Source organism: Williamsia sp. Y712 (assembly GCF_059445525.1).
In genome coordinates, this window is the sequence record NZ_JCAIUN010000002.1 from 530,749 (window position 1) to 554,363 (window position 23,615).

A 23,615-nucleotide genomic window follows, 5' to 3' on the forward strand; every position below is an offset into this window, starting at 1 on the left:
TCCAGGCTAGTACCCCGCAGTGACAGATCGTGAATCCCCTGGGTCAGGCCTGCCGAGAATCGCCGTGTCGGTCCTGTCGACCGAACCGTTCGTGCAGGGCCCGGACCTCGGCCATCGCATTGACCGCCCGGTCACCGTCGTTGGCCTGAATGGCCAGGATCGGCACGTGCTCGTCCTCGGGCAGTTCCAGGCGCGCCCAGCTCCCACTGTGCGGGTACCGGATGCCCTCGATGATCGACCAGTCAAAAATCCGCTCGTTGAACAGATTTCGGACCGCGATCCCTTCGGCACCGACCCGGATCCGCGCCCGGGCGATCAGCATGAACGAACCACCGATGATGATGCCGAGCCCGACCATGGCGATTTGATCGGCGAGCTTGAAGACGACGCCGGAGTCACCCACCTGGAGCAGCAACGCGACGATCACATGCACGATCACAACCGCCGCAGCGGCGATCATCGAGTAGCGCGGTGACTTTCGCGGCCGGTAGACCATGAGCCACCTGGGTTCGTCGGTCACCGCAGCACCGGTTCCGGTCTTCGCCCGAGAACGCATCAGACTTCTGCGTTGTATTCGCCGCGGGACAGCGCGCGCAGGGTCAACGCCGAGGCGATCGCCGCCGTCGCAGCCTGCGCGCCCTTGTCTTCCTTCGAATCAGGCAGACCTGCGCGGTCCAAGGCCTGCTGCTCGTTGTTGGTGGTGAGCACGCCGTTGCCGACCGGGGTCGCCTCGTCGAGCGAGACCCGGGTCAGGCCGCTGGTGACCGCATCACAGACGTAGTCGAAATGGGGGGTATCGCCGCGGATCACGACACCGAGGGCGACCACCGCGTCGTGATTACGGGCCAGCGCCTGCACGATGACGGGGAGCTCGATGGCACCGGCCACCCGCACGATCGTCGGATCGGTGATCCCGACCTGCGCCGCCGCGGTGGTGGCGCCGGCGAGCAACGACTCACAGATCGTCGAATGCCATTGCGAGGCAACAATTGCCAGCCGCAGACGGCTCGCGTCACCCAGGTCCAGTGTTGGTTCTCCGGCACCGCTCATGCTGGATTGCCTCCGCTCAGCTCAGTGTCTTGGTGATCCAACTCATTGCCTTGATGGAGATCGTCGAGACCGACGAGGTCATGACCCATCCGGTCCCGTTTGGTACGCAGGTACCGCAAGTTCTCCGCATTGGGCCGAACCGGCATCGCAACCCGTTCGGTGATGTGCAGGCCATAGCCGTCCAGGCCAACACGTTTGGCCGGATTGTTGGTCAGCAGGCGCATCGACGAGACACCGAGATCGACGAGGATCTGGGCGCCGAGACCGTAGTCGCGGGAATCGGCGGGCAGGCCGAGCTCCAGGTTCGCATCGACGGTGTCGGAACCGGCGTCCTGCAGCTGGTAGGCCTGCAGCTTGTGCAGCAGACCGATGCCACGTCCTTCATGGCCGCGCATGTAGAGCACGATGCCGCGGCCTTCGGCGGCGACCATCTCCATCGCCGCGTCGAGCTGCGGACCGCAATCGCAGCGCAGCGATCCGAAGACATCTCCGGTCAGGCATTCCGAGTGCACGCGGACCAGGACGTCGTTGCCCTCACCGTCGGGTCCGGCCACGTCACCCAGGACCAGGGCGACGTGCTCGACCTCGTCGTAGATGCTGGTGTAACCGACGGCCCGGAAAGCGCCGTGGCGCGTGGGGATCCGGGCATCGGCGACTCTTACGACATGCTTCTCGTGTCGACGGCGCCAGGCGATCAGGTCGGCGATCGAGATCAGCGCCAGGTCGTGCTCGTCGGCGAAGACCCGGAGTTCCGGGGTCTGCGCCATCGCGCCCTCGTCCTTCTGGCTGACGATCTCGCAGATCACGCCTGCGGGAGCCAGGTTGGCCATCCGGGCCAGATCCACTGCGGCCTCGGTATGCCCGGGACGGCGCAGGACGCCGCCCTCTTTGGCACGCAGCGGAACCACATGTCCGGGGCGGGTGAAGTCGCCTGCCGTAGTGGTCGGGTCGGCGAGCAGACGCATGGTCGCGGCGCGGTCCGAAGCACTGATACCGGTGCCGATTCCCTCGCGGGCATCGACGGTCACGGTGTAGGCGGTGCCGTGCTTGTCCTGGTTCACCGAGTACATCGGCGGCAGACCGAGGCGGTCGCAATCGTCGCCGTCGAGAGGGACACACAGGTAGCCGGAGGTGTACCGGACCATGAACGCCACCAATTCGGGCGTGGCCTTCTCGGCCGCGAAGATCAGGTCGCCTTCGTTCTCGCGATCCTCGTCATCGACGACGACAACCGCTTTACCTGCGGCGATATCGGCGATCGCACGTTCAATCGTGTCGAACTTGGTGCCCTGATGTAGGCCTGCAGTGGTGCCCACCTGGTTGCTCATTACTCCACTCCGATCGCGGATAGCCGTTCGACGTATTTGGCTATCACGTCGACCTCTAGGTTAACGACCGCACCCGCAGTCGCTTCCCCCAAGGTGGTCAACGCGAGAGTCGTTGGGATGAGCGATATCTCAAACCAGTCCGGGCCGATCGACGAAACGGTCAACGAAACACCATCGACGGTGATAGAACCCTTTTCGACGATGTAGCGGGCGATGGAACCGGTGGTCCCGATCCGCACGACGGTCCAGTTCTCGCCGGGTGTGACCGATTCCACGGTCCCGATGCCATCGACGTGACCCTGGACGATGTGGCCACCGAAGCGGCCGCCCGCGAGCATCGCGCGTTCCAGATTGACCGGGCTGCCGGGCCCGAGGTCGGCCAGCGAACTGCGCCGCAGCGTCTCACCCATCACGTCAACGGTGAATGCGCCGTCGTCCGTGAGGTCGACCACGGTCAGACAGACCCCATTGACGGCAATCGAATCCCCGTGTCCGGCATCGCTGGTGACCAGCGGACCCCGGACGGTGAATCGTGCCGCATCGGTCAAGTCTTCACGCGCAACAATGCTGCCGCGTTCCTCGACGATTCCCGTGAACATCGCCTACTCCTTCAATCGCTTTGCGATCTCAGGGCGGCACATGGCCGGGTCGGAGAAGACCCACCAGGTGGAGTTCTCTCACGTCCGGACTATGACCGTCGGCTCCGGGATCTCACCGGAATCTGCTCGACCCCTCACCGGGTGAGGGCGCTCGCGGGCTCAGTGACCAACTGTCGTCGATTCACTTTTACCGCCGGTGGGGAATTACACCCCGCCCCGAGAACTTCCACCTTAGAAACTATCACATCGGACATATATCGTGACCAGGGCTAACGACATGAATCGGCCGGTCAGGGCGCTGAATCAGTTTGCATTCAGTGTGAGCAGAATGTCGTCGCCCAGTGTTTCGACGCTCTCGGTGGTGAACCGGCGCGCCTGAGACAACGTCAGGACCGAATCGTCGACCACTGCGGCCGCTCCCCCGCCGATCACCAGCGGCGCCAGGTACGCCTGGACGCGATCGACGAGCCCGGCTGCGAAGAACGCACCCAGCAACCGCGCCCCACCCTCGATCTGGACGTTGGTCAACTCCCCCAACTCCTCGATCACCCGCGCCGGGTCGTGCGCGGCGATCTGTACCGTCCGGGCGCTCGAATCGAAGATGTTCGCCGCGGCCGGGATCTCCCGTCGACCGACGATCACCCGTAGCGGCTGATGTTCGCGCAACGAACCGTCCGGATATCGAGCCGTCAACGACGGATTGTCGGCGAGCACGGTTCCGGTGCCGACCACGATGGCGTCGATCTGCCCACGTTCGTGGTGCACCCGCTCGCGTGCAGCACTGCCGGTGATCCATTGACTGGTTCCGTCCGGAGCGGCGATCCGGCCGTCGATGGACGCTGCGAACTTGGCGGTGACCATCGGCCGTCCGCGCTCTTGCCGGAACAGCCATTCCCGCAACGGACCGTCCCGCACCTCGTCGATGCCGACACCCGCCTGCACCGAGATGCCGGCCTGTTCGAGTCGGGCGTGACCTCCGCTGGCCAACGGGTTCGGGTCCGAGACCGCATAGACCACCGCGTGCACACCCGCCGCGATCAAGGCCTCGGTGCACGGACCGGTACGGCCCGTGTGATTACAGGGTTCGAGAGTGACCACCGCGGTACCGCCTGCGGCCCGCAGCCCGGCCTGCTCGAGGGCGACGACCTCGGCATGAGCGCCACCGGGCGGCTGGGTGTGTCCGACCCCGACCACCGAACCGTCGATGTCCAGGATCACCGCCCCCACCGGCGGGTTGGGAGTGCTCTGGCCGCGGGCGCCGTACGACTCGGTGATCGCCCGGTGCATCGCCTCGCCGATCAGCCCCGTCATGGCAGCGCGCGGCCCGCTGCTGCCTGCGCGCGCAGCGATTTCACGGCCTCGGCAGGATCGCTTGCGCCGTAGACCGCGGAACCTGCGACGAAGCAGTCCACACCGGCCTCGGCGGCCTGTTCGATGGTGTCGGCGTTGATACCGCCGTCGATCTCCACCAGGATCCGCAGCTCACCGGAGTCGACCAGCGAGCGCACCCGGCGCACCTTGTCGAGCACCCCGGCGATGAACGATTGACCGCCGAAGCCCGGCTCGACACTCATCACCAGGAGGGTGTCGAAGCTCTTGAGGATCTCGAGGTACGGATCGAGTTCGGTGCCGGGCTTGATGCTCAGGCCCGCCTTGGCGCCGGCCGCGCGAATGTCCTTGGCGACCGCGATCGGGTCGTCGGTGGCCTCGGCGTGGAAGGTGACGTTGTGCGACCCGGCCTCGGCGTATCCGGGCGCCCAACGGGCCGGATCCTCGATCATCAGGTGGCAGTCGATCGGGATGTCGGTGGCCTTGAGCAAACTCTCGACGACCGGCAGTCCCAGCGTGAGGTTGGGCACGAAATGTCCGTCCATGACGTCGACGTGTAGCCAGTCGGCACCCTTGACCGCATCGGCCTCGGCGCCAAGCTTTGCGAAATCGGCGGACAAGATGGACGGCGCGATCATGGGTGGCGTTTGCATGGCAACAATCTTATGTGCCCCTCCACCTCACAAACGCTCCGGTTATACGAAGACGCTCCGCATACATGCGGAGCGTCTTCGTATAACCGGAGCGTCTGCGGTCAGTCCTTGCGGAGCGCCGCGAAGAACATCGCGTCGGTGCCGTAGAGATGTGGCCACAGCTGGACATACGGGCCGGGACCGACACCTTCGATCGGCACCAGTTCACGGGTGTCGATGGCGGTGATGGGGAGTTCGGCGACCGCGCGGTCGACCACCTGCGTCGTCTCCGCCGGGTGCGGTGAACAGGTGGCGTAGACGACCACGCCGCCCGGGCGTAGCAACTTCACCGCGGATTCGAGCAGTTCTTGTTGCAGCACAACGAGTTCGGCGACATCGGCGGGGGTCCGTCGCCAGCGGGCCTCGGGACGACGCCGCAATGCACCCAGACCGGAACACGGCGCGTCGACGAGGATCCGGTCGTATCCGGGCTCCAAGTCCGGGTCGCGGCCGTCGGCAACCTTCACATCGACCGGCAGATCGCGCGTGGCCTTGCGGATCAATTCGGCTCGGTGCGGGGCCTTTTCGATGGCGTCCACGCGGGCACCCTCGATCTCGGCGAGTGCACCGAGCAGTGCTGCCTTGCCTCCCGGCCCGGCGCACAGGTCGAGCCAACGGCCGTTGTCGTCGCCGACAAGGGGCGCCTGCGCCAGTGACCGGGCGACGAGCTGACTGCCTTCGTCCTGGACACCGGCCATGCCTTCACGAATCGGGTCGAGGTCACCGGGATCGCCACCGTCGAGATAGACGCAGTACGGCGAGTAGCGCCCGACCTCGCCGCCGGTGATCAGCGCGAGTTCTTCCGCGGTGAGCAGTCCGGGGCGGGCCACCAGGTGTGTCAGTGGCCGTTCGTCGTCGGCCGCCAAGGCCGCCTGCAGCGCACCGGCCGAACCGCCCAGTGCGTCATTGAAGACCTCGGCGATCCATTTGGGGTGGGCGTACTGGAATGCCAGGTGCCCGATCAGGTCCTCGGTGATGGGCGGCGCGAGTTCCTGCACCCAGAGGTCTTCGTCGCGTTGAGAAACCTTGCGCAGGATCGCGTTGACGAAGCCGACCGGTCCGTGTCCGACGCGCGAACGCACCAGATCCACCGATGTCGACACCGCTGCGTGCGCACCGATCCGGGTCCGCAGGAGTTGGTAGGTACCCAGGCGCAGGACGTCGAGTACGGGACCGTCGATGTCCGCGACCGGCCGCTTGGCGACGTACGTGATGATCGCGTCCAGCATGCCCGTAGCGCGGCACGTGCCATAGGTGAGCTCGGTGGCCAGCGCCGCATCGCGACCGGTGATCTTCCGGTCGCGCAACATCTTCGGCAGGATCAGGTTGGCGTACGCGTCCCGTTCGCGGACGGCTTTCAGGACATCGGCGGCGGCGATGCGGGCCGGGTCGATCGGTGTGGATTCACGTTGGGTGCCGGCCTGGTTGTCGGTGCCGGGCTTCCCACTGGGCTGGTTCATGACAATGCCTGTCCGTCGGTGAGCCTGGCTCCGCGTGCCCAATCGGCACCGGCCATGGCTTTTTTGCCTTGTGGTTGAACCACATCGAGGCGGATGGGATCGGTTTGGGTGCCGACCATGAGTGCCTTTTTGGTGACGCGCAATTCACCGGGTGCCGGTCGCTCGTCGACGTCGGACACGATCGAGCACTTCGCGACCTTGACGCGCAGATCTCCGAGATTCGTCCACGGACCCGGCGCCGGCGTCATCGCGCGGATGTGACGGTCGACGAGATGGGCCGGGAGATCCCAGCGGATCCGGGCGTCGTCGATGGTGATCTTGGGCGCGGTACTGATGCCGTCGGCGGGCTGCGGCACGGCGATCAGGGTGCCGTCCTCGAGCCCGTCGATGGTCGACACCAGCAATCCGGCGCCGGCTTCCGCCAACCGACCGAGCAGGTCACCCGCGGTGTCGGTGGGCCGGATACGTTCGGTGACGACGCCGAATACCGGGCCGGTGTCCAGGCCCGCCTCGATCCGGAATGTCGTGGCACCGGTCATCTCGTCCCCGGCGGCGATCGCGGCCTGGACCGGTGCGGCGCCGCGCCAGGACGGCAGGAGCGAGAAGTGCAGGTTGACCCACCCGTACTCGGGCAGGTCGAGCAGTTCGGCCGGAACCAGTCCCCCGTAGGCGACCACCGGGATGCACTCCGGCGCCCAGGCGCGCAATTGCTCGACCGCCTCGGGGTCGGCGAGCCGTCGGGGTGTGATGACGGGGACGTTGTTGTCGTCGGCGAGTTGCGCGACGGGTGAACGCGACACCTTACGTCCACGCCCGGCCGCGGCATCGGGACGACTGATGACACCGACCACCTCATGGCGATCGGAGTCGAGCAGTGCCTGCAACGATCCGACGGCGGGCTCAGGTGTGCCCGCAAACACCACCCGCATGTACAACCTCCATTGTCGAGAAGCGCCGCCAAAGATCGAGACGGCCATCCGAACAAGCTTAGAGGGCGGCTTGTACTCAGCCGATGGTCGGTGGATCCATCTGCACGCGGATCGGGGATGTTTCGTGCTGGGCGATCCGTCCGATCAACGCCACGCGTAATGCGGCGGCCAGGGCACGTCCGTCCGACCGTTTGCAGCGCAACAGTATTCGTTGCGGATCGGGTACCTCTGCCCGATCCAGACCCGACGGCAACCGAACCCCCGCAGGCAGTTCGACGGGTCCGAGCACTTCCCCACCCTCGGGCAGTGTCACCTTCTCGGCGAAGGCGATGACGGCAGGCCCGGCTCCGTCGATCGATGCCATGGTCACCGCAGGCGGAAACGCGAGTTCGGTGCGTTGATCGAGTTCGGTTTGCGCGTAGCCGACGGGATCCCACCGGATCACCGCCTGCACCGGGGCGAGACCGGCATCGGCGACCACCACGACCGTGCCGCCCTGACCATGCGGTCGCACCAGCATGGCCGCCGACAGCCACCGCCGGACGGCTTCCTCCCCGGCACGCAGTTCGGTGCGATCGAGCTGAGCCCAGGTGTCGAGCAGGATCACCGCGCCGTAGCCGCCCGCGGCGACCGGTTCGGCACCCGGCGTCGAGACCACCACGCGGGCACCGTCCTCGACGTGTTCGACGAGTTTGTCACCGCCGGAGGTGAGGATCGGCACTCCGGGAAACGCGCGGCCCAGCTCTTCGGCGGTCCGGCCGGCCCCCGTGGTCAAGGCCCGGACCTTGGTGAAACCGCATTCGGCGCAACGGAAGTCGGCTTCGGGATGTCCACACCACCGACAGCTGAGCATGCCGAGACGCGAACTGCTCGCATCGGAGGGACCGTCGGCCTGCATCGGTCCGTGACAGCGACGGCAGCGCACGTGTGATCGGCAGCGTTCGCACGCCAGCGACGGCAGGTAGCCGCGGCGAGGCACGCTGAACAGCACCGGGGTGTCGGCCGCAACAGCGGCTCGGGCGGCGTCGAAGGCAAGCGCCGGAATGCGGGCCGAGCGGGCCAGCGGGTCGCGGGCCACCCGGTTGTCCTCGTCGGAGAGTGCTTTGATCCGCGGAGTCCGTTCGCGGATGACGGCCCGGGGCGCGGTGAGGTCGTGGGCCCAGCCGGCGGCGACGAGCGCTTGGGTTTCGGTTGTTCGGGCCGAACCGGCCAGGATCAGCGCACAGGTCTCCGAATGCGAGCGCAGGACCGCGACCTCACGGGTGTGCGGATAAGGCGCCCGGGGTTCGCAGAGGCTGTCGTCGCCGTCGTCCCAGACCACGATCAATCCCAGATTCGGGATCGGCGCAAACGCCGCACTGCGGGTACCGATCACCACCGATGCCTGACCCCGCAGCGCGCGCAACCAGCGTCGATACCGCGCTGACGGACCCAGGCCTGCTGACAACGAGACCACGCGATCACCGATCAGGGCGGCGCAGGCCGTCTCGAGTCGATTCAGGTCACGTTGGTCGGGCACGACGATGATGGTGCTGCGCCCGCTGATCATGGTGTGGCAGGCGACCTCGGCCAGCCGGGCAGGCCAGTCCTCGCCGGGCAGTGCCTGCCACGCCGCCCGTGCGGCCTTGCCGTCGGCGACCGCACCCAGGAACGAGTCCGCGTGCCGATACGGGTCCCAGCCCGCCAGATCCACCGTCGGAGGTACCGGCGTACCGGCCGGGGCCGCGGTGGCCTGCTCGGTCCGGGCATGCCGGGGTGGGATGGCCAGTCGCAAGACGTCGGTCATCGTCCCGGCGTAGCGGTCGGCGACCGCCCGTGCCAGCGCTGCCAGCTCAGGTGTGAGGACCTGCTCGGGCGAGGTCACACGTTCGAGCCAGCCGAGCCGACCGGGATGGTCACTCGACTCGATGCGTTCGAGCAGATACCCGTCGACCAGGCGCCCGGAAAAGCGGACCCGCACCCGGACACCGGGCTGGGCCTGCTCGTCCTGGGCAGCGGTGACCTGATAGTCGAACGGTCGGTCCAGATGTGCCAGACCCAGCAACGGCAGAACACGCGCGATCGGGAGCCGCGGGGCTGGCTCACGATCGTTCTTGGGGGCGATGGGCCTGGCTCAGACTAGATGCGTCAGATACCCGCCGCCGCGCGCAGCTTGTCGGCGCGGTCGGTGTGTTCCCACGGCAGGTCGATGTCGGTGCGGCCGAAGTGGCCGTAGGCGGCGGTCGGCGCGTAGATCGGTCGCAAGAGGTCGAGGTCACGGATGATCGCGCCCGGACGCAGGTCGAACACCTCGGTGATCGCCGACTGGATCTTGGCCGGATCGACGTTCTCGGTGCCGAAGGTCTCGACGAACAGACCAACGGGGGCAGCCTTGCCGATGGCGTAGGCGACCTGTACCTCGATGCGTCCGGCCAGGCCGGCTGCGATCGCGTTCTTGGCCACCCAGCGCATCGCGTACGCGGCGCTACGGTCGACCTTCGACGGATCCTTGCCCGAGAAGGCGCCGCCACCGTGACGGGCCATGCCGCCGTAGGTGTCGACGATGATCTTGCGACCGGTCAGGCCGGCGTCGCCCATCGGTCCGCCGAGGACGAACTTGCCGGTCGGGTTGACCAGCAGGCGCACGTCACTGGTGTCGAGGAACCCGAGGTTCAGCTCTTCGAAGACCGAACCGAGGACCTGGTTGCGGATGTCCGGGGTCAGCAGGTTCTCGAGGTCGATGTCGGCGGCATGCTGGGTCGAGATGACCACGGTGTCGAGGCGGACCGGCTTGTCACCGACGTATTCGATGGTGACCTGGGTCTTGCCGTCGGGACGCAGGTACGGCAGCACGCCGGTCTTGCGGACCTCGGTCAGGCGGCGCGCGAGGCGATGGGCCAACGCGATCGGGACCGGCATGTATTCGGGGGTCTCGTCGGTGGCGTACCCGAACATCAGGCCCTGATCACCGGCGCCCTGGCGGGCGATCTCGTCTTCGGTGATGCCCTCGACGCGCGACTCATAGGCGTTGTCGACACCCTGGGCGATCTCGGGTGACTGCGCACCGATCGCGACGTTGACGCCACAGGAGTTGCCGTCGAAGCCCTTGGCCGAGGAGTCGTAACCGATCTCCAGGACCTTCTCGCGGACGATCTTCGGGATGTCGGCGTAGGCGGTGGTGTTGACCTCACCCGCGACGTGGACCTGTCCGGTGGTCACCAGGGTCTCGACCGCGACCCGCGCACGCGGGTCCTCGGTGAGCAGGGCATCCAGGATCGAGTCGCTGATCGCGTCACAAATCTTGTCGGGGTGACCTTCGGTGACGGACTCGCTTGTGAACAAACGGGAATCGGTCATGGATTTCCTCTCGGCAGCGGTGGTCCTGGAGCGGACGGGTCGTGGGCGCGAAAACCCGCGGACCTCAAATTACACAGGCTTGGTCTTGTTGGTTGCATCGCCCATCGATGCCCCATCATCAGGGCGCATGGCGACAACCGCGTCAAGTATTCGGCTCGCCATGAGTGTTTTGGTTCCCAGCGGTAGCGCGGTCTCGTGGCCGTCGGCGGCAAGCACCCAACCGGTGTTGTGGTCCATGCCGAAAGCCTTACCGTCGCCGACCGCGTTCACGACGAGCAGATCGCAACCCTTGCGGGCCAGCTTGGCGCGTCCGTGGTCCAGGACTCCATGATGCTCGTCGCCGGTCTCGGCGGCAAAGCCGACGATCGACACGTCCGCCGGAATCTCTCCGGCGCGACGCGCTTCGACCAGCCCGGCCAGGATGTCGGGGTTGGTGGTCAGCTCGATCGGTGCGGGGCCGTCACCGGTCTTCTTGATCTTCGACTGAGCCACCGACACGGGCCGGAAATCGGCGACCGCGGCGGCCATGATCACCACATCGGTTTCGGGCGCCCGCTTGGCCATCTGTTCGGACAGGTGCTCGGCGGACTTGATCCGCACGAGTTCGACTCCGGCGGGGGTCGCGAGGTCGTCGGTGGCACCGGCCACCAGCGTGACCTGCGCACCGCGTTGCGCGGCAGCCCGGGCCAGGGCGTAACCCTGCTTGCCCGAACTGCGATTGCCGAGGTAGCGGACCGGGTCGAGTGGTTCGCGGGTACCGCCGGCACTGATCAGGAACCGCACGCCGCTCAGGTCGTACGGCAGGGCGTCGGAGCGTTCAAGAAGGAGTTCACCGAGTAGGGCGATCTCCTGCGGGTCGGGCAGACGTCCGGCACCGGAGTCGACGCCGGTCAGTCGTCCCGATGCGGGGGTGATCACGGTGGCGCCGTGCGCTCGCAGGGTGCGGACGTTGGTCTGGGTGGCCGGGTGCTCCCACATCTCTGTGTGCATCGCCGGGACGAACATCACCGGGCAACGCGCGGTGAGCAGCGTCGACGTCAACAGGTCATCGGCTCGGCCGGATGCGGCCCGTGCCATCAGGTCGGCGGTGGCCGGAGCGATGATGACCAGGTCGGCTTCTTGCCCCAGACGCACGTGTGCGACCTGGGGTACGTCGTCGAACACCTCGGTGCTCACCGGATTACCGCTGAGTGCCTCGAAGGTGGCCGCGCCGACGAATTTGAGGGCCGATTCGGTGGGGATGACCCGCACACCGTGACCGGCCTCGGTGAAGTGGCGGATGACGGAGCCGACCTTGTAGGCCGCGATCCCTCCGCCTACGCCCACAACGATGTTCTTGCGTGCACTAACCGCTTCGGTCACGAAACCTCATCCTCGCTGTTGGCGCCGCGAGTGATCTCCCGCCACCACATCCCCGACATACACGTGGTCCCACGATTCCGGAGACCGGAATCGTGGGATTCGCGCTCACTCGCCTTCGGTGTGCTCGAGCAGGTCTGCGTGGATCTCGCGCATCGCGATCGACAGCGGCTTCTCCTGAAGACCCGGCTCGACCAGGGGGCCGACGTATTCGAGGATTCCGTCGCCGAGCTGGTTGTAGTAATCGTTGATCTGACGCGCACGCTTGGCCGCGTAGATCACCAATGCGTACTTCGAAGAAGCCCGTTCGAGCAGCTCATCGATCGGCGGGTTCGTGATACCAAGCGGGGTGTCGTACGCCGTCGCGTCGACCTCGCCGATGAACTCGTCCTGGGTGGTCAAGCTGCTCACAGTTCTCCTACGAATTATTCAAATGGGTTTCAACCAGCAAGGATAGCAACTGTTTGGCCGCGGCGTCGACTTCGTCGTTCACGATGACGTGATCGAACTCGTCGGCGCTGTCCAATTCGGCCCGCGCCGTCTGTAGACGACGCTCGATCACCTCATCGGATTCGGTGCCCCGGCCACGCAATCGCGCGACAAGAACATCCCAGCTGGGTGGGGCCAAAAACACGGTGACGGCCTCAGGCACGGCGGCGCGAATACTCCGCGCTCCGGCCAGGTCGACCTCCACCAGAGTGGGTTTCCCCTGCTCCATGGCCTCGTACACGGGTTTGGCGGGTGTTCCGGAGCGTTGCAGCCCGCCATGGATCTCAGCCCATTCGAGGAGTTGATTCTCCTCGATCAGCCGATCGAACTCGTCGCGACTGACGAAGTGATAGTCGCGACCGTCCACCTCACCGGCCCGCGGTTCGCGGGTGGTGGCCGAGACGCTGAACATCAGCTCCGGAAGCAACTCCCGGAGCCGACGGACAACGCTCGACTTGCCGACAGCAGAAGGGCCGGCCAAAACCAGCAGCCGGCCCTTCTGTTGTAGATCTTTGCTCACGCGCAGAAACGATCAGGCAAAGTCGAACTTGGCGAGCAGAGCCTTCTTCTGCCGATCGCCCAAGCCGCGCAGGCGGCGGGTGGGGGCGATCTCGAGCTCGGTCATGATCTCCTGAGCCTTGACCTTGCCAACCTTCGGCAGAGCCTCGAGGAGCGCCGACACCTTCATCTTGCCGAGGATCTCGTCGTTCTCAGCATCCTTGAGTACCTGCTGCAGATCGGTGCCGCCACGCTTGAGGCGTTCCTTCAGCTCGGCTCGGGCCCGGCGAGCGGCAGCTGCCTTCTCCAAGGCAGCCGCGCGCTGCTCATCTGTCAACTGGGGAAGGGCCACGGTTCCTCCGATTTCGTCTGTGTGTTCTCTGCCCCGGCACCGGTGATGTCGGGGCGGCTGCCTTGTGAGGGCAGCGAAAGCGACCGTACCCACGTGAGCTGCGATTTGCGACCCCGACCCCCGCATTCCCCCACGAAAACGGGTGTTGTAAGCCTTTCAAAGTAGACCGACCGACGAACCCCCCACTGATCGCCAAACTCAGGGTTCCGATTCTTCGATCACAGGAATCATGTTGCGCTACAGCGTATTTCAACGACAGTTTGGTGAATTTTCGGGAACATGACGTACGTCACACTTGTGATACCCCTGTGACAGGAGTTCCTCCCCGGAAAATTTCTGAGTTTCTTGCGTCTTGCGCGTGTCGGAGATGGGTTTGACCTGCGATGAGTACCACTCGATCGGGCTCGTGTTAGATGACGTCCGTGATCGATCGACTACCGACTCCGGTACGCAACCTCCTGCAATTGACGGTCGGCGGTGGCATCCGCGCGCAGGTGCAGACCCCGCACACGACCCTGCATACCGAGCGCCACCGGACACTGCGCCGCTACGGCGACCTCGATGACCTCGACCGGGCCCGCGACGGAGGCGGCGTCCCCGTGCTCCTGCTCCCTCCCCTGGCCGCCCCCGCGTCCTGCTACGACCTCGAGCCCGACCACTCGTACGTCGGCCACCTGCTGAGTCAGGGACGTATCCCCTACGTCGTCGACTACGGCGAGATGGATCGGTCCGACCGGGGCCTGGGCTTCGAAGGGTTCACCGACGACATCATCCCGCAGGCCATCGCCCGGGTACTGGCAGACTTCGACGGCCACCGAGGACAGATCGACCTCGTCGCATGGAGCCTGGGCGGCACCGTCGCACTGCTGACACTCGCCGCCGACGCCGCTCTGCCCGTCCGGTCGATCACCGCGATCGGGACGCCACTGAACTACGGGCTCGTGCCTCCTTATCCGCTGGTCCGGCAGCTCACCGGCAGGACCGGTCCGCGGCCTGTCACAGCGACGCTGAGCGCCTTGCGAGGGATTCCTGCACCTCTGGTGCAGATCGCCTATCGCGGCACAGCATGGCAACGTGAGCTCAAGAAGCCCTGGTTCATCATGAACAACCTCTCGGACACCGAGACGCTCGCCCGGATGGAGGTGGTGAACCGGTTCCAGCGCCAGTTCCCGGGATACCCGGGACGCTTGTCCGAGCAGATGTGGGAGCAGTTCATCTACCACGACGAGCTGGCAGGCGGCGTGGTCAACTTCGGTGACCGCCAGATCGACCTGACCACCATCAAGGTGCCGGTACAACTGTTCGGCAGCCACCGGGACGTCATCGTTCCGTGGGCCGCAGCCCGGCACGGCGTCGAACTGCTCGCCGAGTCACCCGAGGTGCACTTCACCACGGTCGAGTCGAGCCACCTCGGCCTGATCGCGGGTCCGGATGCCAAGGCGCAGACCTGGCCACGCATCGATGCGTTCCATACCGCGCTGAGTGATCGGGCCGCGCTGGATCCGGCGGCCGTGAGCGATCAGGACAGCGCGGACTCGATCTCCGAGGCGGTACGCAGCGCCGCGTCCCGCAGTGCGGGCACGTCCGGGCCGTAACGCAGCACCGCGCGAGAACTCGACGGAAGAATCCAGCCGAGGTCGCTGCCCGCGAAGACGCCACGCAGATCCTCGGCGGTGGCGCCCTGGGCGCCGAGTCCGGGAGCGAGCACGGGTGCACGCAGGTCCGCGAGGTCCAGGCCGTGTTCGCGGGTGGCACCGACCACCACACCGACCGTCCCCGAGCCATCGCTGTTGGCCGCGCCTGCCGCATCGACGATCTGCTGGGCCACGGTCAGGCCCTCACGCTCGGCCAGCTGCAGCGCGGCGCCTTCCGGGTTGGATGTCCGGGCCAGCACGAACACACCGCGCCCCTGTGAGCGGGCGAGGTCGATCGCGGGCGCCAGCGAACCGAACCCGAGATAGGGCGACACGGTCACCGCGTCGGCACACAACGGCGACGACGGGTCGAGCCAGGCCCGCGCATAGGCGTCCATCGTCGATCCGATGTCGCCGCGTTTGGCATCGGCGATCACCAGGGCTCCCCCGGCCCGGCAGCCGGCGATCACCGTTTCGAGTGCGGCGAACCCCTCCGAACCGAAAGCTTCGAAGAAGGCGACCTGGGGCTTGATCACCGCCACCGCGGGGGCCAGGGCCTCGACGCAGATGTCGCCGAAAGCCCTGACCCCGGCGCCGCTGACCGGCAGCCCCCACTGCTGCAGGAGCTCGGGATGCGGGTCGATGCCCGCACACAGGCGACCGCGCTCGGCGACCACCTCCCGATAGCGTGCGCCGAAGGTGCTCACTCAGCCACCCAGCATCGAGCGGTGCCGCGCCTGCAGCGACAACACACCCATCGCGCCGCCGCGTGCGGCCTCGATGCCCTGGATCGCGGCGCTGGCGCCCTGGACCGTGGTGATGCAGGGGATGTTCACCGACACCGCGGCACTGCGGATCTCGTAGCCGTCGACCCGCGGTCCCGAATTGCCGTACGGGGTGTTGATGACCATGCCGATCTCACCCGCACGGATGAGGTCGACCACGGTCACCTCGCCATCGGGGCGGTCGGCGTCGGAATGCTTGTACACCTGCGTGCAGGTGATCCCGTTGCGCCGCAGGACATGTGCGGTCCCCTCGGTGGCCAGGATCTCGAACCCGAGATCAGCCAGCCGCTTCACCGGGAAGACCAGGGCACGCTTGTCCTTGTTGGCAACGGAGACGAAGATCTTTCCTTCGAGCGGCAGCGAACCGTACGCGGCGGTCTGCGACTTGGCGAAGGCCCGGCCGAAATCGGCGTCGATGCCCATCACCTCACCGGTCGACTTCATCTCCGGGCTCAACAGCGAATCGACGCCGCTGCCATCACTGCGGCGGAACCTGTTGAACGGCAGCACCGCCTCTTTGACCGCGATCGGTGCCGTGTCGGGCAGCTCGGATCCGTCGCCGGTGGCGGGCAACATGCCGTCGGCGCGCATCTCGGCGATGGTGGCGCCCAGCATGAGCCTGGCGCAGGCCTTGGCCAGTGGTACCGCGGTGGCCTTGGACACGAAAGGCACCGTCCGGCTCGCCCGCGGGTTCGCCTCGAGGACGTACAGGATGTCGTCTTTCAAGGCGTACTGGACGTTGAGCAGTCCGCGTACCCCGATGCCCTTGGCCAGTGCCTCGGTGGACCGGCGGACGTTCTCGAGATCAGACTTGCCGAGCGTGATCGGCGGGAGCGCACACGCCGAGTCGCCGGAGTGGATACCGGCCTCCTCGATGTGCTCCATCACGCCGCCGATGTAGCAGTCGGTGCCGTCGTAGAGGGCATCGACATCGATCTCGATGGCGTCCTCGAGGAAACGGTCGACGAGAACCGGATGATCGGGGTTGATCTCCGTGGCGCGGGAGATGTATCCGTCGAGGGATTCCTCGTCGTAGACGATCTCCATGCCGCGGCCACCGAGCACGTACGACGGGCGCACGAGTACCGGGTAACCGATGTCGCCCGCGATCTCCTTGGCCTCGTCGAAGGTGGTGGCCATGCCGTACTTGGCAGCGGGCAGTCCGGCTGCTTCGAGCACCTTGCCGAACTCGCCGCGATCCTCCGCGAGGTCGATGGCCTCGGGGCTGGTGCCCACGATCGGCACACCCGCGGCCTGCAGGCGATGGGCCAACCCGAGCGGTGTCTGACCACCGAGCTGGACGATGACACCGGCGACGGTGCCCGACTCCGATTCGGCGCCGAACACCTCGAGCACGTCCTCGAAGGTCAGCGGCTCGAAGTAGAGGCGATCGGCGGTGTCGTAGTCGGTCGACACCGTTTCCGGGTTGCAGTTGACCATCACGGTCTCGTAGCCGACCTCGCTCAGCGTCAACGCGGCGTGAACACACGAGTAGTCGAACTCGATGCCCTGTCCGATGCGGTTGGGACCCGATCCCAGGATCAGGACCTTGGGTCGCTCGGTCTGCGGCGCGACCTCCGACTTCGCTGCGGGATCGAGTTCGTACGTCGAGTAGTGGTACGGCGTTGCGGCCTCGAACTCGGCGGCGCAGGTGTCGACGGTCTTGTACACCGGGCGCACGTTCAGGGAATGCCGCAGTTCGCGGACCGCGCCCTCATCGGCGAGGTCGTCGCGCAGAGCCGCCAGCTGACGGTCCGACAGACCGTTGCTCTTCGCCAGGCGCAGCAGCGGCTCGTCGAGAACCTCTGCCGACCGGATGTCTTGTCCCAGTTGGTAAATGGCCTCGATCTCGGCCAGGAACCAGGGATCGATCTTCGTGGAATCGAAGAGCTGCTCGACGGTGGCACCCAGCATGAATGCCTGCATGATCCCGTAGAGACGGCCGTCCTTGGGCACGCTCAGACGCTCGAGCAACTCCGGCAGGGTCTCGGCAGGCCCGTCGGTCACCGGTTCGGTCCAGAACCCGGCGGCCTTGGTCTCCAGCGAGCGCATGACCTTGCCGAGCGCCTCGGCGAACGAACGGCCAAGCGACATCGCCTCACCCACCGACTTCATGGTGGTGGTCAGCGTGTCGTCGGCACCGGGGAACTTCTCGAATGCGAACCGCGGGGCCTTGACCACGACGTAGTCGAGCGTCGGCTCGAAGCAGGCCGGGGTCTTCTTGGTGATGTCGTTGACGATCTCGTCGAGGCGGTAACCCACCGCCAGCTTCGCCGCGATCTTCGCGATCGGGAAACCGGTGGCCTTCGACGCCAGCGCCGACGACCGGGACACCCGCGGGTTCATCTCGATGACGACCAGACGACCGTCCGCGGGATCCATCGCGAACTGGATGTTGCAGCCACCGGTGTCGACGCCGACCTCGCGGATGATGGCGATCGACAGGTCACGCATGTCCTGGTATTCACGGTCGGTCAGCGTCATCGCGGGAGCGACGGTCACCGAGTCGCCGGTGTGCACACCCACCGGATCGACGTTCTCGATCGAGCAGACGACCACGACGTTGTCGGCGCCGTCGCGCATCAATTCGAGTTCGTACTCTTTCCAGCCGAGGATCGATTCCTCGATGAGGACGTTGGCGGTCGGCGATGCGGACAGGCCGCCACCGGCGATCCGGTTGAGGTCGGCCTCGTTGTAGGCCATACCCGAACCAAGACCGCCCATCGTGAAGGACGGGCGGACGACCACCGGATAACCGAGATCGGCGACGGTCTCGTGGACCTGCTCCATCGTGTAACAAACCGCGGAACGGGCGCTCTCGCCACCGACCTTGGCGACGATGTCCTTGAACTTCTGACGATCCTCACCGCGCTGGATGGCGTCGAAATCGGCACCGATCAGCTCGATGTCGTATTTCTCCAGGATGCCCTGGTCATGCAGTGCGACAGCGGCATTGAGCGCGGTCTGGCCACCCAGGGTCGCCAGAACCGCATCGATCGGGTGTCCGGCGTCGCGCTCGGCCACGATCACCTTCTCGATGTAGTCGGCGGTGATCGGCTCCACGTAGGTCGCATCGGCGAACTCCGGGTCGGTCATGATCGTCGCCGGATTCGAGTTGACGAGACTCACGCGCAGGCCCTCGGCCCGCAGCACGCGGCAGGCCTGGGTGCCGGAGTAGTCGAACTCACAGGCCTGACCGATGACGATCGGACCGGAACCGATGACCAGGACGTGCGATAGGTCGGAACGGCGGGGCATCAGGCACTAGCTCCTTGCAGAAGGGAAATGAACTTGTCGAACAGGTAGGCGGCATCGTGCGGGCCTGCCGCCGCTTCTGGGTGGTACTGCACCGAGAACGCCTTGCCGCTGACCAGCTCCACGCCCTCGACAGCACCGTCGTTGGCGCACGTGTGGCTGATCCGGGCCCGGCCGAAGTCGGAGTCGAACTCCTCGCCCGCCTCACCTTCGAGCGCGAACCCGTGGTTCTGTGCGGTGATCGACACCGCACCGGTGGCATGGTCGATGACCGGGATGTTGATGCCGCGGTGACCGAACTTCATCTTGTATGTGTCGCGGCCGAGGGCTCGACCGAGGATCTGGTTGCCGAAGCAGATCCCGAACAGCGGGATGCCTTCTCCGAGGACGTGGCGGGTCAGATCGACAGCGTGATTCGCGGTGGCCGGGTCGCCCGGGCCATTCGACAGGAACACACCGTCGGGCTTGATCGCGGCGATGGCGTCGGGACTCGAACCGGCGGGCAGCACATGGACCCGGACGCCGCGCTTTGCGAACATCCGTGGGGTGTTGGTCTTGATACCGAGGTCGATGGCCGCGACGGTGAAGCGGTGCTCACCCTCGGGCTCGACGACGTAGCCGTCTGGTGTCGAGACCTCTCCAGCGAGGTTCGCGCCCTTCATCTGCGGCGCGTCCACAACTCGCTTGAGCAGTTCGTCGGCACCGGCGAGTGCGTCACCGGAGAAGATCCCGGCGCGCATGGAGCCGTGATCGCGCAGGGTGCGCACGACGGTGCGGGTGTCGATGCCCGCGATGCCGACGATCCCCTGCTCGACCAGTTCGTCTTCGAGCGAAGACGTGGCCCGCCAGCTCGATACCCGGCGGGTGGGGTTACGCACCGCGTACCCGCTCACCCAGATCTTTCCGGAGTCGTCACCGATCTGGCCGGCGCGGCTCTCCCCGTCTTCTTTGTTCCAGCCGGTGTTGCCGATCTGCGGCGCAGTCGCCACGACGATCTGCCGGTGGTAACTGGGATCGGTGAGCGTCTCCTGGTACCCGGTCATCGCGGTGCAGAAGACGGCTTCACCAAGGGTCTGTCCCAGTGCGCCGTATCCGGTTCCGGTGTAACGCTCGCCGTTCTCAAGAACCAGCACCGCTGGCGTTGCCCGGTTTGGCTGTGTCACTGCTTTTTTCCGTCCTGCTCGAAAGGTTTGACCCACTGGGGGTAGATGGATTTGTCGTCCGCGCGGATGCCGGAGTCGATCTCGGTTCCCGACGGCAGTAGCCATCGGATCACCAGTACGCCGTCCGCCGTCATCACTTTTCCGGCGAGTCCGCGTTCGGTCCTGATCGCGGTGATCTGGTCGGCGGGGATCCAGATCGGATTGGCACCGCGTCGTTCGATCAGGATCCCGCCGTCGTAGCGGCTGATCTCGGCGGTGGCGCGGTCGCCGTAGTCGCCGACGGCGACGCGGTCCTGCCAACTCGGTGCGATGGTCGACCCGACATAGAGCCCTGTGTGCGGCCCGAGCCGGCGGGGACCGAGGTCGGCGGGCACCTCGGGGAACGCCCCGAGCATCTGCTCTTGGCGGCGCCCACGACCGCGCCAACCCAGGATCATCAGACCGACGATCCCGCACCAGGCCAGGACCACGATCAGGACAACCACGACGCCGGTCATCTCGGTGACCTGACCTTGCCGCCGTTGTTGGTTATCTCGCCCCGCAGCACCGTGGCGATCACGGTGCCGGGCAGGGTGAGTCCGTCGAACGGTGAGTTCGCCGACAGGCTGGCCAGTGCGTCGGACTGCACGGTCCACTCGGTATCGGGGTCGACCAGTGCCAGGTTGGCGGGTTCGCCTGCGGCGATCGGACGGCCCTGATCCGGCAGACCGGTGATCTGCGCCGGACGTTCACTCATCACCGCGGCCACTCCGCGCCAGTCCAGCAGACCCGGGTTGACCATCGTCTCGATCACGATTGAGAGCGCGGTCTGTAGTCCGAGCATGCCGGGGCGGGCGTTGGCGAACTCACAGCACTTCTCTTGCGCCGCATGGGGTGCATGGTCGGTGGCGACGCAGTCGATGATCCCGTCGGCCAGGGCCGCTCGGAGCGCGACCTTGTCCCGGCCTTCCCGCAGTGGCGGATTCACCTTGTTGACGGCGTCGTAGGTCTCCAGCCGGCTGTCGTCGAGGAGCAGGTGATGCGGTGTGACCTCGGCGGTGATCGAGATGCCCTGTCCACGCGCCCATTTCAACAATTCGACGGTGCCCTCGGTGGACGCGTGGCAGATGTGGACCCGGGTTCCGGCATCTCGGGCCAGCAGCGCATCGCGGGCGACGATCGATTCTTCGGCCGCGCGTGGCCAGCCAGTGAGTCCGAGGCGGGCGGCCGTGGCGCCCTCGTGCGCGATCGCACCCTTGGTCAGGCGGGGCTCTTCTGCGTGCTGGGCGATGAGGACATCGAGGCCCTTGGCGTACTCGAGTGCCCGGCGCATCAGCAGCGGGTCGTCGACGCATTTGCCGTCGTCGCTGAACATCCGCACGCCGGCCGCACCGGCGGCCATTGCGCCCATCTCGGCGAGCTGTTTGCCCTGCAGACCCACCGTGATCGCGCCGACGGGGTGCACGTCGACGAGTCCGACTTCCTGACCACGCCGCCAGACGTAGTCGGTGATGACCGGGCTGTCCGCGACCGGGTCGGTGTTCGCCATCGCGAAGACCGCGGTGTAGCCGCCGAGTGCGGCTGCCGCCGAACCCGTTTCGATCGTCTCGGTGTCTTCGCGGCCGGGTTCGCGCAGGTGCGTGTGCATGTCGACGAATCCGGGCAGGATGACCGCGCCGGCACCATCGAGCACGTCAACGTCGGCGTCGGCCGTCAGGTCGGCCCCGATCTCGGCGATGTCACCGGCCCGGACCAAAATGTCGACGAGCTCACCCCCGTATGGCCGTACGTTGCGGATCAGCAGGTCGCCGCTCACGCCACACCCTCACTCTCGGTTCCGACCAGCAGCGTGAAAAGCACTGCCATTCGCATATGAACTCCATTGGAAACCTGTTGCAGCACAGTCGACTTCGATGAGTCGGCGACGGAGAATCCGATCTCCATGCCGCGCAACATCGGACCGGGATGCAGCACAACGGCGTGATCGGCCAACAGCGCCGCCCGCCGATCGGACAGTCCGTATCGGATCGAATACTCGCGCGACGACGGGAAGAACCCGCCGTTCATCCGCTCGGCCTGCACGCGCAGCAACATCACCGCGTCCACCGCTGCGAGTTCGGCGTCGAGGCTGTGCGAGATCTCCACCGGCCAGGACTCGACACCGACCGGGAGCAGCGTCGGCGGCGCCACCAGCACCACCTGGGCACCGAGGGTGGCCAGCAGATGGGCATTGGACCGTGCCACCCGCGAGTGCAGGATGTCGCCAACGATCGCGATCCGCCTGCCTTCCAGCGAACCGAGTCGCTGCCGCAGGGTCAGGGCGTCGAGCAGTGCCTGTGTCGGGTGCTCATGCGTGCCGTCGCCGGCGTTGATCACCGACGGACCCGGGCCCTCCTCGGAGGTCCACTGGGCGATCTGGTGCGCCGCACCGGACGCCGGATGGCGGACGATGAGCGCGTCGGCACCGGCGGCGCGCAAGGTCTTGGCCGTGTCGCGCAACGACTCGCCCTTGTTCACCGACGAGCTGGACGCACTGACGTTGATCACGTCGGCGCTCATCCACTTGCCGGCCACCTCGAACGAAACCCTTGTGCGCGTGGAGTTCTCATAGAACACCGTCATGATCGTGCGGCCCCGCAACGTCGGCAGCTTGCGGATCTCCCGACCCACAAGCGCCTGCTCGAAGCGCTCGGCCTCATCGAGCATCTCGGTGGCCACGTCTGCGCTCAGGTCATTGACGGACAGCAGATGCTTCATGCATTCTCCCCTGCCCGCAGGACGACCCGGTCGACACCGTCGTGTTCGCGCATGTGGACCTGGACGTCTTCGCTCCGTGAGGTCGGGATGTTCTTGCCGACGTAGTCCGCACGCAGCGGCAGCTCGCGGTGACCGCGATCGACCAGTACCGCGAGTTGAACGGCCGCGGGGCGACCCAGATCACGGAGGGCGTCGAGTGCGGCCCGCACGGTCCGTCCGGAATACAGGACGTCGTCGACGAGCACCACCAGTGCGCCATCGACACCGCCTGCCGGAACCGCGGTGGGTTCGAGGGCACGATGCGGCTTGGCGCGCAGGTCGTCGCGGTACAGGGTGATGTCGAGGTAACCGACGGGAACCTGGACGCCTGCGAACTCGGCGATGTTCGCCGCCAGGCGCCGCGCGAGGAAGATCCCCCGCGTGGGGATTCCGATGATGACAACCCGTGGTGAATCGGGGCTGTCGAGAGCTGTTTTTTCGATGATCTGATGCGCTATCCGCGCAATGGTCCTACCGACGTCGGCGTCGTCGAGTAATTCACGACCCGCGTCGGTACCGTCGCTTTGTTGAGCTGGCACGGTTATCGGGACCTCCTTCTCCGCCTCTCCGGACGGATCGTTA

General features: G+C 66.3%; 22 protein-coding genes and 1 riboswitch. Of the genes, 1 reads left to right on the forward strand and 21 read right to left on the reverse strand.

Features of this window, described 5'->3' with window-relative positions:
• Positions 1-43: 43 nt before the first annotated feature.
• The 14 genes from AC1D75_RS17280 to mihF form a co-directional block, all read right to left on the reverse strand.
• Positions 44-556, reverse strand: a complete 513-nt coding sequence (locus tag AC1D75_RS17280) for a PH domain-containing protein (RefSeq protein ID WP_495516546.1) — start codon at positions 554-556, stop codon at positions 44-46.
• Positions 556-1,050 carry a 6,7-dimethyl-8-ribityllumazine synthase gene (ribH, locus tag AC1D75_RS17285; RefSeq protein ID WP_495516547.1) on the reverse strand — a complete coding sequence of 165 codons (495 nt, stop codon included), beginning with the start codon at positions 1,048-1,050 and terminating at the stop codon, positions 556-558. Before ribH ends, AC1D75_RS17280 begins: the two co-directional genes overlap by 1 nt.
• On the reverse strand, positions 1,047-2,378 hold the full coding sequence (locus tag AC1D75_RS17290; RefSeq protein WP_495516548.1) for a bifunctional 3,4-dihydroxy-2-butanone-4-phosphate synthase/GTP cyclohydrolase II: 1,332 nt from the start codon (positions 2,376-2,378) through the stop codon (positions 1,047-1,049). The genes ribH and AC1D75_RS17290 overlap by 4 nt, the downstream gene beginning before the upstream one ends.
• Positions 2,378-2,977 (reverse strand): riboflavin synthase, encoded by a 600-nt coding sequence (locus AC1D75_RS17295; RefSeq protein WP_495516549.1) that lies wholly within the window; start codon positions 2,975-2,977, stop codon positions 2,378-2,380. Before AC1D75_RS17295 ends, AC1D75_RS17290 begins: the two co-directional genes overlap by 1 nt.
• A 68-nt stretch (positions 2,978-3,045) precedes the next feature.
• A riboswitch (FMN riboswitch) is annotated at positions 3,046-3,205 on the reverse strand.
• A 75-nt stretch (positions 3,206-3,280) separates the two neighbouring features.
• Positions 3,281-4,288, reverse strand: a complete 1,008-nt coding sequence (gene ribD / locus AC1D75_RS17300; protein ID WP_495516550.1) for a bifunctional diaminohydroxyphosphoribosylaminopyrimidine deaminase/5-amino-6-(5-phosphoribosylamino)uracil reductase RibD — start codon at positions 4,286-4,288, stop codon at positions 3,281-3,283.
• Positions 4,285-4,944, reverse strand: coding sequence for a ribulose-phosphate 3-epimerase (gene rpe, locus AC1D75_RS17305; protein ID WP_495516914.1), 660 nt, complete (start codon positions 4,942-4,944; stop codon positions 4,285-4,287). Before rpe ends, ribD begins: the two co-directional genes overlap by 4 nt.
• A 116-nt stretch (positions 4,945-5,060) precedes the next feature.
• Positions 5,061-6,458 carry an RsmB/NOP family class I SAM-dependent RNA methyltransferase gene (locus AC1D75_RS17310; protein ID WP_495516551.1) on the reverse strand — a complete coding sequence of 466 codons (1,398 nt, stop codon included), beginning with the start codon at positions 6,456-6,458 and terminating at the stop codon, positions 5,061-5,063.
• Positions 6,455-7,387: a methionyl-tRNA formyltransferase gene (gene fmt / locus AC1D75_RS17315; protein ID WP_495516552.1), complete on the reverse strand. Its 933-nt coding sequence runs from the start codon at positions 7,385-7,387 to the stop codon at positions 6,455-6,457. The genes AC1D75_RS17310 and fmt overlap by 4 nt, the downstream gene beginning before the upstream one ends.
• A 76-nt stretch (positions 7,388-7,463) precedes the next feature.
• The gene (locus AC1D75_RS17320; protein ID WP_495516915.1) at positions 7,464-9,437 is read right to left on the reverse strand and encodes a primosomal protein N'; all 1,974 of its coding nucleotides are present in this window, start codon (positions 9,435-9,437) and stop codon (positions 7,464-7,466) included.
• A 77-nt stretch (positions 9,438-9,514) separates the two neighbouring features.
• On the reverse strand, positions 9,515-10,723 hold the full coding sequence (gene metK / locus AC1D75_RS17325) for a methionine adenosyltransferase (protein WP_495516553.1): 1,209 nt from the start codon (positions 10,721-10,723) through the stop codon (positions 9,515-9,517).
• Between the two features lie 69 nt (positions 10,724-10,792).
• Positions 10,793-12,085: a bifunctional phosphopantothenoylcysteine decarboxylase/phosphopantothenate--cysteine ligase CoaBC gene (gene coaBC, locus AC1D75_RS17330; RefSeq protein WP_495516554.1), complete on the reverse strand. Its 1,293-nt coding sequence runs from the start codon at positions 12,083-12,085 to the stop codon at positions 10,793-10,795.
• Positions 12,086-12,190: 105 nt separating this feature from the next.
• Entirely contained in the window at positions 12,191-12,493 is a 303-nt protein-coding gene (rpoZ, locus tag AC1D75_RS17335) for a DNA-directed RNA polymerase subunit omega (RefSeq protein ID WP_020108885.1), read from the reverse strand.
• 7 nt (positions 12,494-12,500) lie between these two features.
• Positions 12,501-13,058, reverse strand: coding sequence for a guanylate kinase (gmk, locus tag AC1D75_RS17340; protein WP_495516916.1), 558 nt, complete (start codon positions 13,056-13,058; stop codon positions 12,501-12,503).
• 45 nt (positions 13,059-13,103) lie between these two features.
• Positions 13,104-13,421 carry an integration host factor, actinobacterial type gene (gene mihF / locus AC1D75_RS17345; RefSeq protein ID WP_023959453.1) on the reverse strand — a complete coding sequence of 106 codons (318 nt, stop codon included), beginning with the start codon at positions 13,419-13,421 and terminating at the stop codon, positions 13,104-13,106.
• A gap of 413 nt (positions 13,422-13,834) precedes the next feature.
• On the opposite strand from mihF, the gene AC1D75_RS17350 reads away from it, so the two are divergent.
• Complete coding sequence (locus tag AC1D75_RS17350) at positions 13,835-15,016, forward strand: alpha/beta hydrolase (protein ID WP_495516555.1); 1,182 nt, start codon at positions 13,835-13,837, stop codon at positions 15,014-15,016.
• Here the strand turns inward: AC1D75_RS17350 and pyrF are convergent.
• Genes pyrF through pyrR form a run of 7 tightly spaced genes read right to left on the reverse strand, consistent with a single transcriptional unit; the run spans position 14,941 to position 23,578 of the window.
• Positions 14,941-15,762 carry an orotidine-5'-phosphate decarboxylase gene (pyrF, locus tag AC1D75_RS17355; protein ID WP_495516556.1) on the reverse strand — a complete coding sequence of 274 codons (822 nt, stop codon included), beginning with the start codon at positions 15,760-15,762 and terminating at the stop codon, positions 14,941-14,943. The two genes, AC1D75_RS17350 and pyrF, sit on opposite strands and share 76 nt — an antisense overlap.
• Complete coding sequence (gene carB / locus AC1D75_RS17360; protein ID WP_495516557.1) at positions 15,763-19,098, reverse strand: carbamoyl-phosphate synthase large subunit; 3,336 nt, start codon at positions 19,096-19,098, stop codon at positions 15,763-15,765.
• A complete protein-coding gene (gene carA, locus AC1D75_RS17365; RefSeq protein ID WP_495516558.1) occupies positions 19,098-20,258 on the reverse strand; it encodes a glutamine-hydrolyzing carbamoyl-phosphate synthase small subunit in 1,161 nt (386 codons plus the stop codon). The genes carB and carA overlap by 1 nt, the downstream gene beginning before the upstream one ends.
• Positions 20,255-20,755, reverse strand: coding sequence for a PH-like domain-containing protein (locus tag AC1D75_RS17370; protein ID WP_495516559.1), 501 nt, complete (start codon positions 20,753-20,755; stop codon positions 20,255-20,257). The genes carA and AC1D75_RS17370 overlap by 4 nt, the downstream gene beginning before the upstream one ends.
• On the reverse strand, positions 20,752-22,053 hold the full coding sequence (locus tag AC1D75_RS17375; RefSeq protein ID WP_495516560.1) for a dihydroorotase: 1,302 nt from the start codon (positions 22,051-22,053) through the stop codon (positions 20,752-20,754). Before AC1D75_RS17375 ends, AC1D75_RS17370 begins: the two co-directional genes overlap by 4 nt.
• Complete coding sequence (locus AC1D75_RS17380; RefSeq protein WP_495516561.1) at positions 22,050-22,994, reverse strand: aspartate carbamoyltransferase catalytic subunit; 945 nt, start codon at positions 22,992-22,994, stop codon at positions 22,050-22,052. Before AC1D75_RS17380 ends, AC1D75_RS17375 begins: the two co-directional genes overlap by 4 nt.
• Positions 22,991-23,578 (reverse strand): bifunctional pyr operon transcriptional regulator/uracil phosphoribosyltransferase PyrR, encoded by a 588-nt coding sequence (gene pyrR / locus AC1D75_RS17385; RefSeq protein WP_495516917.1) that lies wholly within the window; start codon positions 23,576-23,578, stop codon positions 22,991-22,993. The genes AC1D75_RS17380 and pyrR overlap by 4 nt, the downstream gene beginning before the upstream one ends.
• Positions 23,579-23,615 lie beyond the last annotated feature (37 nt).

What these genes read in the sequence shown, in the direction of transcription:
- AC1D75_RS17380 (WP_495516561.1), bottom strand. Translation starts at nt 22,994, where the DNA reads ATGAAGCATCTGCTGTCCGTCAATGACCTGAGCGCAGACGTGGCCACC.
- metK (WP_495516553.1), bottom strand. Translation starts at nt 10,723, where the DNA reads ATGACCGATTCCCGTTTGTTCACAAGCGAGTCCGTCACCGAAGGTCAC.
- fmt (WP_495516552.1), bottom strand. Translation starts at nt 7,387, where the DNA reads ATGCGGGTGGTGTTTGCGGGCACACCTGAGCCCGCCGTCGGATCGTTG.
- ribH (WP_495516547.1), bottom strand. Translation starts at nt 1,050, where the DNA reads ATGAGCGGTGCCGGAGAACCAACACTGGACCTGGGTGACGCGAGCCGT.
- AC1D75_RS17290 (WP_495516548.1), bottom strand. Translation starts at nt 2,378, where the DNA reads ATGAGCAACCAGGTGGGCACCACTGCAGGCCTACATCAGGGCACCAAG.
- AC1D75_RS17370 (WP_495516559.1), bottom strand. Translation starts at nt 20,755, where the DNA reads ATGACCGGCGTCGTGGTTGTCCTGATCGTGGTCCTGGCCTGGTGCGGG.
- rpe (WP_495516914.1), bottom strand. Translation starts at nt 4,944, where the DNA reads ATGATCGCGCCGTCCATCTTGTCCGCCGATTTCGCAAAGCTTGGCGCC.
- AC1D75_RS17310 (WP_495516551.1), bottom strand. Translation starts at nt 6,458, where the DNA reads ATGAACCAGCCCAGTGGGAAGCCCGGCACCGACAACCAGGCCGGCACC.
- carB (WP_495516557.1), bottom strand. Translation starts at nt 19,098, where the DNA reads ATGCCCCGCCGTTCCGACCTATCGCACGTCCTGGTCATCGGTTCCGGT.
- AC1D75_RS17280 (WP_495516546.1), bottom strand. Translation starts at nt 556, where the DNA reads ATGCGTTCTCGGGCGAAGACCGGAACCGGTGCTGCGGTGACCGACGAA.
- ribD (WP_495516550.1), bottom strand. Translation starts at nt 4,288, where the DNA reads ATGACGGGGCTGATCGGCGAGGCGATGCACCGGGCGATCACCGAGTCG.
- AC1D75_RS17350 (WP_495516555.1), top strand. Translation starts at nt 13,835, where the DNA reads ATGACGTCCGTGATCGATCGACTACCGACTCCGGTACGCAACCTCCTG.
- AC1D75_RS17295 (WP_495516549.1), bottom strand. Translation starts at nt 2,977, where the DNA reads ATGTTCACGGGAATCGTCGAGGAACGCGGCAGCATTGTTGCGCGTGAA.